The sequence below is a fragment of the Butyrivibrio sp. AE3009 genome, from assembly GCF_000420845.1.
Classification (GTDB): domain Bacteria; phylum Bacillota; class Clostridia; order Lachnospirales; family Lachnospiraceae; genus Butyrivibrio.
Map to the genome: position 1 here is coordinate 1 of NZ_ATVS01000069.1, position 8,556 is coordinate 8,556.

Annotated in this window: 8 protein-coding genes and 2 pseudogenes; 2 read left to right on the forward strand and 8 right to left on the reverse strand. The window is 42.1% G+C overall.

The window, feature by feature from the left end; genetic code table 11:
- Nucleotides 1–144 precede the first annotated feature (144 nt).
- The 4 genes and pseudogenes from G588_RS22250 to G588_RS0117830 all read right to left on the reverse strand — a co-directional run.
- Nucleotides 145–444 (reverse strand): annotated as a pseudogene (locus tag G588_RS22250) (ATP-binding protein); the annotation flags it as partial.
- Between the two features lie 52 nt (nucleotides 445–496).
- A complete protein-coding gene (locus tag G588_RS0117820; protein ID WP_022780047.1) occupies nucleotides 497–1,282 on the reverse strand; it encodes an ADP-ribosylglycohydrolase family protein in 786 nt (261 codons plus the stop codon).
- A gap of 167 nt (nucleotides 1,283–1,449) precedes the next feature.
- A complete protein-coding gene (locus G588_RS0117825; protein WP_022780048.1) occupies nucleotides 1,450–1,986 on the reverse strand; it encodes an RNA 2'-phosphotransferase in 537 nt (178 codons plus the stop codon).
- 9 nt (nucleotides 1,987–1,995) lie between these two features.
- On the reverse strand, nucleotides 1,996–2,331 hold the full coding sequence (locus G588_RS0117830; protein WP_022780049.1) for a hypothetical protein: 336 nt from the start codon (nucleotides 2,329–2,331) through the stop codon (nucleotides 1,996–1,998).
- 151 nt (nucleotides 2,332–2,482) lie between these two features.
- On the opposite strand from G588_RS0117830, the gene G588_RS0117835 reads away from it, so the two are divergent.
- The gene (locus G588_RS0117835; protein WP_022780050.1) at nucleotides 2,483–2,929 is read left to right on the forward strand and encodes a GNAT family N-acetyltransferase; all 447 of its coding nucleotides are present in this window, start codon (nucleotides 2,483–2,485) and stop codon (nucleotides 2,927–2,929) included.
- Between the two features lie 13 nt (nucleotides 2,930–2,942).
- Here G588_RS0117835 and G588_RS0117840 read toward each other — a convergent pair whose 3' ends face one another.
- The 4 genes and pseudogenes from G588_RS0117840 to G588_RS0117855 form a co-directional block, all read right to left on the reverse strand.
- Entirely contained in the window at nucleotides 2,943–3,278 is a 336-nt protein-coding gene (locus G588_RS0117840) for a nucleotide pyrophosphohydrolase (protein WP_242830396.1), read from the reverse strand.
- Nucleotides 3,279–3,287: 9 nt separating this feature from the next.
- Nucleotides 3,288–3,557 (reverse strand): annotated as a pseudogene (locus G588_RS23545) (DNA/RNA helicase domain-containing protein); the annotation flags it as partial.
- Nucleotides 3,558–3,602: 45 nt separating this feature from the next.
- Nucleotides 3,603–4,913, reverse strand: a complete 1,311-nt coding sequence (locus G588_RS20905) for an MATE family Na+-driven efflux transporter (protein ID WP_022780053.1) — start codon at nucleotides 4,911–4,913, stop codon at nucleotides 3,603–3,605.
- Between the two features lie 12 nt (nucleotides 4,914–4,925).
- Entirely contained in the window at nucleotides 4,926–6,140 is a 1,215-nt protein-coding gene (locus G588_RS0117855) for a hypothetical protein (protein WP_022780054.1), read from the reverse strand.
- 371 nt (nucleotides 6,141–6,511) lie between these two features.
- On the opposite strand from G588_RS0117855, the gene G588_RS0117860 reads away from it, so the two are divergent.
- Nucleotides 6,512–8,434: an SIR2 family protein gene (locus G588_RS0117860; protein WP_022780055.1), complete on the forward strand. Its 1,923-nt coding sequence runs from the start codon at nucleotides 6,512–6,514 to the stop codon at nucleotides 8,432–8,434.
- The last annotated feature ends 122 nt before the right edge of the window (nucleotides 8,435–8,556 follow it).

The window sequence follows — 8,556 nt, forward strand, 5'->3', positions numbered from 1 at the left end:
CCATGGAAACTGTCAAAAAGTACATTGAAGAGCAGCGGACTGAAGAACACAAGAGAAAATACATGAAGTCTGGGAAATACAAAAAGCAAAAAAGCTAAGCGATTCATCCCCAACCTGACGGAAGGGGTTTTCTCGCAGAGGTACTATAATCATTATACCTTGCTCATTTCTCCAAATCTTTGCATTCCCGGATACAATGATTATTTTCTTAAAAGAATCAGATATCTTAACGAGCGAAGCCTGCTCCTGATCCATCTTCTCTTTATCAGGCAAAGCAAATGCAGATTGTATATAGTATCGTTTGCTTCCCTGATTGACCACAAAATCTACTTCCAGTTGTTTTTTAGTCCTTTTTCCATTCTCATCCACTCTGATTTCCACGACACCAACGTCAACATTATAGCCACGATAGATGAGCTCATTGTAGATTATGTTTTCCATTATCAATCCCGATTTTAGATTTTGGGTACATATACCCAAAATCTAAAATGCATTATCACATATTCAGAATCTCCAACAGCTCCGGTGTCAGGTACTTTTTAAGAAGACCCTCGCCGTCCACACTTCCGAAGCCGCCGTAGAACTCTTCCGCAACGCCCCCTGCAATTGCTCCGAAGGTGTCAGAATCACACTCCAGGGAAAAAACATTTCGGATGAAGCTCTCGTAGTCGTCGCTTTCGCAGAAGCATCTCATGGCCGCAGGGACCGAGCCCTGGCAGCTCTCGTTCCACTTGTAGTGAGGCCGCATCTCATCCAGGCTGTAAGCAATGCTGTATTCGTATTCAGCCTTAGGATACTGCTCCAGGACGTAATCATAGATATCCTGCTTGCTCTTACCATGTCGTGCCATCCAGATGCATGTGGCTGTAACCACGGCTCCCTTGATCCCCTCAGGGTGATTGTGGGAAACAGCGGCTGTAGCCTCAGCCATCTTCTGCATTTCTTCGTAGTCCTCGTAGAACTCGCCGACAAAAGCCCCCCTCATCGCTGAGCCATTGCCCCAGCTGTTATAAGGCTCATGGTTATCTCCGTTTATCCAGCCATAGAACCTTCCGCCGTATCCTGAATGCGGATACTTACGCCCTATATCAACCATAGTCTCGACAAGATCTGCTCCCGTCTTAAGGGCCTTTTTTATCGCCAGAGTCATCACCGTGTCATCTGTAAATCCGATTGCAGCTCCCTCGGTCAGAGGTACATTTTTCCAATCAAGATTACGAGGTCTGTCGAACTCAAACTGTGCTCCAAGTATATCGCCTACAACTGCTCCTTTTACTGCCATATTATTGTCCTCCATCTGTATTAATTTGTTTGTTGTTGAGGATATTCTAGCACCCGGGTAGTCAAAAGCGGTCGCCTCACAAGCGACCGCCGGTTAACGTTAGCGTTTTTGCATTATTATCAAAATCGATCACGTTATTTCCTTAGTTTTATCTTTGCCATGATCCATTACTCCATCTTGTCCAAATACTTAATCGGCACAGCCTTGGTAAGCCACACTCCGTTCTCAGATAAAAAGAACTCTATCCCATCCTTATCCATGAGGCCACTCTTTACTTTGTAGATGACCGGCTTCCCATGTCTCTTTCCGACATTCACCGCTGTCTCATAGTCCTTTGACAAATGCACATAGAGCCTTGATTTAGGGATCAGCCCCTGCTCATCAATTGAATTCTCAAACTTCTCCGCGCTTCCATGGAAAAGAATCTCCGGAGGCACTGCCTTCTTAAGCTCCACGTCCACAGGAATCGAATGCCCCTGATTAGCTCTGATCAGAGTGTGGTCCTCATTGAAGGTGTAACGCTGCTTATTATCCGTTGCTACTATCTCTTCCAGAATCTCCATGTTGACAGGCATTGTCTTTGAAATACCTGCTATAAGTTCATCAACATTGGCCCAGCCATGTTCGTCCAGGGAGATTCCTATTGCCCCGGGTTTATGTCTCAAGATGAGACTTATAAATTTGCTTAGTTCTGTGGTATTCATTAGTGCTCCTTAATTATCTTCTAAATATTCAACTGTCTTGCCATGGGTGGTAGCATATTCTATCTCAGATCTCGTACTGTCTCCAATATAGCCGCCAACATTGATAACATATATGCCGTCCGCCATGTCGATCTTGCGCTTATGCATGTCATCCAGCATTTCCTTGGTTTTGGTCAGGGTTCCTTCGTCCATGTTCTCCCAGACTTCACTGTCTCCGGAGTGACCGAAGAGGCCCACGCTGATGACGATGTTACCGGCAAGGGTGAGGTTTTTCTGGGCTTCCAGGAATTCGGTTTTGAAGCGGGTGCTGCCGCATAGCGTAATTACTTTATAATTCCCGACCACACAATACCTCTCTCCGTGAAAAAACAGATAATCTCATTATATATTTATTTGGGATATCTTTCTATTCAATATGCTTATTAACTGTTTCGTTCATACAATACTGTGATAAGATTATCCTTGTTGATCAAAAAACACGTCAGGCAGGTAGATCATGAATTACAGACTAATGACAGAGCAAGATTTAGCGTACGTAGTAGAAAAGAACATTGAATACTACAACACTGCAGAAGATTGCTGTTGGACATACGAAAAGGCATACAAAAGAATCCACCAGGTACTTACGATGGAAGACTCCATGTGCATGGTTCAGATTGATGACAATAATTCCATAACCGGATATTTAATGGGGTACTTCAAGGAATTCGATGATATAAGAGGCTACTTTCTTGACGAGATTGTTATATTTCTGGGCTATCAGGGAAAAGGCTATGGCAGCGATTTCCTGAAGACACTGGAACAGGAAGTCTGTAAAAATGGCGCTTCTATCATAGAGCTAAACAGTGTGAACGATGAGATGCATAAGCATTTTTATTCAAAGTTGGATTTTTATGAGACGAAGAATTTTGTGATGATGGGGAAGTTTTTGGGGGAGGGATAAAAAATTCGGCCAATCACAATCTGTCGTACTTGGTACTTACCCCTTTACTCTTATCCACCGGATACTTCTTCTCATTCTTATCAATCTTCTCATTCAGAATCTCACAGCTATCAAATCCCATCTTCTGTGACATCTGAATGCAGTAATTCATGACATCAGCGAGTTCTTCCTTAAGCGCGGTTTCATCAGCTTCTGAGCTCCACTGGAAGCATTCCAGAAGTTCTGCTGCCTCTATAGAAATAGACTTAGCCAGGTTCTCCGGGCTGTGAAACTGATCCCAGTCGCATTCCTCGGTGAACCCGGCTATACGTGCACATGTTTCTTCAAAAGTCATTGTTGCTCTCCCCATTTCTTTATATTAAAAATACCGCTTCAGATATTCTCTTAAGCCCGAATCACAGGCGTAGATATATGTCCCCTTGATTCCTCTGGTCATAAGGGTTACGTAAATATTCTGAATGTAGCCTTTCAATTCGTCAAGGTTTCCTGTCTTGCCAAGATGATCATAATAATTGGATTTATCAATAACTATGGTCTGGAGTTGCCTGTCATAGCGGATCTCAGGACCAAATATAACTCCGTAGATATTAAGATCATAACCCTTAACTGTATGAATACAGCCGATCTCATTAACAGAATTCTCCTATTATCTGTCATGTGGATGTCCTTTTGATTATGTATTAATGTCAGTTTTTCTAAAATGCCTATACACAATATATGATACCACGCTATCGAAAGCATTACCCCCACCAAACATTAACGCAATCCCAATCAACGTCGGCGTCCATACTCCCGTCAGATACAACACAAAGAACAAACCATAATAGATACTGTTCGTCACCACAGATTCCAGTAGCATATACTCCGTTTTCCCGCGCCCATAAAATGTCGCATCGAAAACATTCTGATAAGCATATAGGACATAAAATCCCAACAGTACCATCACTAATCCAAAGAGCTTCTCCACATCCTCAAAGCCAAGTACATATCTCATAAATGGCTTATAAACCGGAATCAATAATAGCCACATAGCACACGTTACCGTGGTGATGCAGAAGTACCCCGGTGTATTTTCCTTCACCGCTTTTTCATCCTTGGCAGTTTCCTGCTTGATCAGCTCAGCCAGCTGAGTGACCGGTAACAGGAGCCATCCCCAGATGAAGTTATTGGCAACCCAATAGGTTCCCTGCTCTCCGACCATATTTACCATACGTGAAACCATCAGCATATACGCAAGATTTCTTACAAGGGATTCTAATCCGGAGATGCCACCGATTCTGAAGAAATCTTTCATCCACGCAAAGGATAACCTCTCTTTTGCCAACAATGGATACCCGCATCTATGCACCAGTACAAATGCAATAACAAACAGCAGCAAATTGGAAATGCAATTTGATATACCGATGCCATTAACACCGAGCTTTAATGATACATTAAGATTTGAAACCAGCATCGTATCAAGTGCGATACACATAATCAGCTTGGCTCCGGTCATGATATACACAAGCTTATCTTTTCCAATGGATACCAATGCCACCAGAAGGAAGCTGTAGATAATCCCAAATACATTTGCCACGCATTCTATCCGTATATATGCTGCAGATTCTTCAATGATATCTGTAGACACCGCCATGAACCTCAGTAGCGGATGTATGAATGTCGCCACCAACGCAGAAACAATTGCATATACTCCGAAGGACATCAGTAACCCGCTTCTGATTCTGTTGGCAAATGCCTTCTTGTCTGTTAATGCGCTCCCCATAAAGAAGTAAAGAGGCAATATTATCGCCTCATTTATTACTTCGTATATCAGATTGATCCACGACAACTGCCCTGCAATGGAATAGGACCACTCCCCGGGTAGCGTTCCAAGGAAGAAAGTCCTTAGTGTCGTATACACTGTTGGGCACAGGCCCATGAAGAGTAGCGCCAGGAATAAGCGGTGGTCGATTTTCTTTAATGATTTTATTATGTTACCGGACATTATACGATTTCCTTAATTTCTTTTATTTTGACTTAATTCATTACTTATCTGCAGCAGTGCCTCCCTAAACGACTCCTTCGTCACCTTCAGCTCTCCCGACCTGCTCCTGGCATCTATTGCAATCGGCATTCCTTCCGTATTCTTGCATTTCTCAACCAAGCTGCTCCAATCTCCCAGATTCTGAACCTTATGGGGACATGCACCAAGGATTAGCGCTGAGAACTTCTCAAGCTTGCTGCTCCTTCCGGCGAAGCTGACTATCTTTTCATAGTCTACTTCATACTCGAAGTCATCTTTCCTGAAGCCATATAGCTTGGCTATGCCGTTCATTGTTTTTACATCAAGGGCGGTTGCGCCTAATACAAGGATCTTGCCTCTGCGACCGAGGAGATCGTGGCCGTCTTTGATTTCTTTGGGTGCTTCAGTTTCGGTGTTGTGCTCTGCGTTGAAGTGTCTGATGTCAACAAGAGCCTGCTCCAGGTCCTTATTTTTTTGCTCAAGTTCCCGAAGTTTGGCCTTGTCCTCATTGGACTTCTTTAATTCTGCAAGAAGCTCGTTGATGTAATCCTGCATGTCGTCTATGGTATCAAGAAGAAGGCCGATAGTTATCTCTTTTTCCCTAAAAGACATATCTATGGCAGGCTTCTGATCTTCCTTGGGGGCTTCTGTTTCCTTGACTGCATCAGCCGTTTCATCCACCGGATCCTCGAACTGTACCCCAAGGCCGTTAATAAGCCTTTCGAAATCAGAGCTGCCAGCCTCTCCGTTGCATATCATAACAAGATACTCTTGCTCATTATCTATATGGCGATGGTCTCTTTCGGCCACTTTGCTCTGATACTTGCTCTTAAGGTTATTCAGGTTACGGGATATATCTTTGGCATTCTTGGGGAAATAGCTCTTGATACCTCTTGCGAGAATGTCCATTGTTCCGAAATAGTGACCTGAATATCCGCCATAATTATCACTTAGCAGGGATATCATTATAGGATTACCGTACCCGTCTACAAAGCCGCTGTCGAGCCAGAGGTACACCGTGTCTCGGTCCGGCTGCATTTTGCCGGTGCCTTTTTTGTCGATGTAGAATTTGGTAGATTTCTCTTTGGTTATGAATTTCCTTATGGTTTCTGCGTCGGTGAGCGTTTGGCCGCTCAATTCCCTGATTCCGTCTATTACGCTGTAAATGTCATCTATGACAATGCCTTTTTCAATAATGAATTCCTTCATAGGCAGATCCCTCCGTGGTTATAGTATGACACAGGGACGGTTCTTTTGTCAGAACCGTCCCCCGTGTAAGACTTTTCCGTTCATTAAATCGCCTACTCTCTTGTGCAGATTGCTCTTTTTAATAGTGAGTTTATAGGCTACTCGATACATCAGTTTTATGATAGCACTGAGGGATAGTGCTGACAAGTTGCCGGTTTCGGGCTACTCATCGAGTCTGTCGTATATGTCCGGATACAGGTTCAAGCTAATTACTGCAACTCAAATCATCGGTATTCATCAATATTTTTTAACATTTTTAACTTTACCCTAATAATACAGCGCTGATTAAGCTATAATAGTGCGTATACCAATTCTAGGGGAGGCTAACGGTAATGGGTGAGATAAACGGGAGAAAAGTTTCTTGGATTCACTTATCTGATTTACATTTTGGGGGAAAGAATGGTTCCATTCCTTCGAATGCTGTGTATGACAAATTACTGAGGGATATTAAAAATATCAAAATCCCTATTGATTTTGTTTTTGTCAGTGGAGATATAGCATTTAGCGCATCGCCTGATCAATATGCTTATGCAGAAAAATTCTTTAATGAAGTGCTTGATTCTCTTTGGGGGAATCACGAAGACGCAAAGAAAAGAATTTTTATCGTACCCGGTAATCATGACATTTTTCGTAGTAATGCATCGAACCTCTGGGGTAAACTCATTCAACCTTCGTCTGAAGATGAAATAGCCAACCTTCTCGAGGATAGCTCTATAAAGAGCTATTGGAAAAGTAAGTTCGATAACTATAATGAATTCTTAAAGAACTTAGTTGGTGATGAAACAGCCGCCAAATGGAGCGATGAGCCATACTTTATAGAAAAACGTGTGAAAGATGGTATAAAAATATCCATTGTTGGTCTCAATTCAGCGTGGTCGTCTTCATCAATGGGAGAAAAAGGAAACATAATTCTGGGACAAAGAAATGTAGTCAACGCCTATTCTTCCGTAGATAATGATGATGGCGAACTGGTTATTTCTTTTTTGCACCATCCGGTTTCCTATTTCAGAGATGATGATGTTGGTATAGTAGAACGGGTAATTACTGCCCATAGTGATTTTGTTCTTCATGGCCATATTCATGATGATAAAGTATATACTTCAACCTCCCTGGAAGGAGAAGTTCATTATATTGTTTCAGGTACTACTTACGAAAAAGATGCAGAAAGCTATTCATATAACTATACTTCTGTTGACCTAGATACAGGAGTATGCCAAACTGTTTTGCGAAAATACGATAGTAACAGTCTTAGTTGGGGACCAAATTACATAAGTTCAAAGCATCCGGACGGAATAATCGAGTATCCGTTTAGAAATCATACAGTTTATGAAACCAAGAACAATCTTACGTCAGAAAACAAAATCACAAATACTGCTGTTGAGACGGTAGAAACATTCACACCCTCCACCCTTATTGGTTCCCAAGCACAAGAAAGTGTAGAAATCACGGTACCAGGTGTCCCCAAAGGGTTATCTTCTTCACTAAAGGAGCAAAATTGTATTTTATTTTCCGGAGCTGGTGCATCCGCCGACGGAAAGCTTCCCATATGGTATGAATTAGTTCATGCATTTGTGGAGCAGGTAAAAGACAATTATCCGGATCTTGAAGAACGGAAGCTCGCAGAAATACAAGCTCTGATGGATCATAATAAAACAGCACCTGTAGTATATTATTGCCGCAAAAAATTGGGTCCTAGTGATTTTGCAGATGTAATCTCCAAAAAACTATCCACGGCGAATAAAGAGTCCTATTTGCAAAGTCTCCTGAGTAAGATACCATTTAGTGCTGTTATCACGGCTAATTTTGATGATTTCGCAGAGAAGTATTGTTCAAGAGAGAACGGTGCATACAAAGTTATACTTCCGGATAAGATGTCTGCTCGTTCAGGTAGCGATAATAAGTTTCCGATATACAAAATTCACGGATCCTGTGATGAACCCGATAGCATCCGAATAATGGATAATGAGTTCATAGAGCTTATTGATAATGAAGAATATCGGAGAACCTTGAGTGACCTATTTGTAAACAATACGGTTTTCTTTGTTGGATATAGTTTCAAAGATCCGGATGTTGACTATATATTAAGGTCCTTAAGAACAAGGAATATCGGTAAGAAACACTATGCACTCATGCCAGATGTAAATGAGATAGAAAGAGAATTTTTCTTGGATGCATATAACATTCAGGTTATATCCTACCCCAGTATAGGTAAACATAAGGCAGTTCGACTTTTCCTGGAAAAACTATTAAGCTAATTCCACTAATTAAATGACAAGGGGGACGTTTTTATACCAATGGGGACGGTTCTGTTTGGTATAGTTTTGCGCGCAAAACTGTACCAAACAGAACCGTCCCCATTGGTATAAAAACCGTCCCC

Coding starts and splice junctions, on each gene's coding strand:
- G588_RS0117855 (WP_022780054.1), bottom strand. CDS start 6,140: ATGAAGGAATTCATTATTGAAAAAGGCATTGTCATAGATGACATTTAC.
- G588_RS0117835 (WP_022780050.1), top strand. CDS start 2,483: ATGAATTACAGACTAATGACAGAGCAAGATTTAGCGTACGTAGTAGAA.
- G588_RS0117840 (WP_242830396.1), bottom strand. CDS start 3,278: ATGGGGAGAGCAACAATGACTTTTGAAGAAACATGTGCACGTATAGCC.
- G588_RS0117860 (WP_022780055.1), top strand. CDS start 6,512: ATGGGTGAGATAAACGGGAGAAAAGTTTCTTGGATTCACTTATCTGAT.
- G588_RS20905 (WP_022780053.1), bottom strand. CDS start 4,913: ATGTCCGGTAACATAATAAAATCATTAAAGAAAATCGACCACCGCTTA.
- G588_RS0117820 (WP_022780047.1), bottom strand. CDS start 1,282: ATGGCAGTAAAAGGAGCAGTTGTAGGCGATATACTTGGAGCACAGTTT.
- G588_RS0117825 (WP_022780048.1), bottom strand. CDS start 1,986: ATGAATACCACAGAACTAAGCAAATTTATAAGTCTCATCTTGAGACAT.